Origin of the sequence: Bacillus sp. SIMBA_031 (assembly GCF_046535225.1) — a bacterium.
Lineage (GTDB): Bacteria > Bacillota > Bacilli > Bacillales > Bacillaceae > Bacillus > Bacillus velezensis.
In genome coordinates, this window is record NZ_JAWRXC010000302.1 from 1 (window position 1) to 268 (window position 268).

Consider the following 268-nt stretch of genomic DNA (forward strand, 5'->3'; position numbering starts at 1 on the left):
GTTTCTTTTGATTAAACTTGATTAAAGATGAACACACATAGTATAAAAGCATACGGTACTGTATCGGCTACACAGCCATTACAGGAGATGGACATTAACCGCAGGGCGGTACTGGCTCACGATGTGGAATTGGAAATATTGTATTGCGGTATTTGCCATTCAGACCTGCACAGCATACATAATGATTGGGGAGGCACAACCTATCCCATTGTTCCCGGACACGAAATTCTTGGTCGTGTAACAAAAATTGGCGAGCACGTTAAAAATT

General features: G+C 41.8%; 1 protein-coding gene. It reads left to right on the forward strand.

Features of this window, described 5'->3' with window-relative positions:
• Positions 1-87 precede the first annotated feature (87 nt).
• Positions 88-268, forward strand: a 181-nt coding sequence (locus SB724_RS20390; RefSeq protein WP_410572704.1) for an alcohol dehydrogenase catalytic domain-containing protein, incomplete at its 3' end; no start/stop codon positions are given.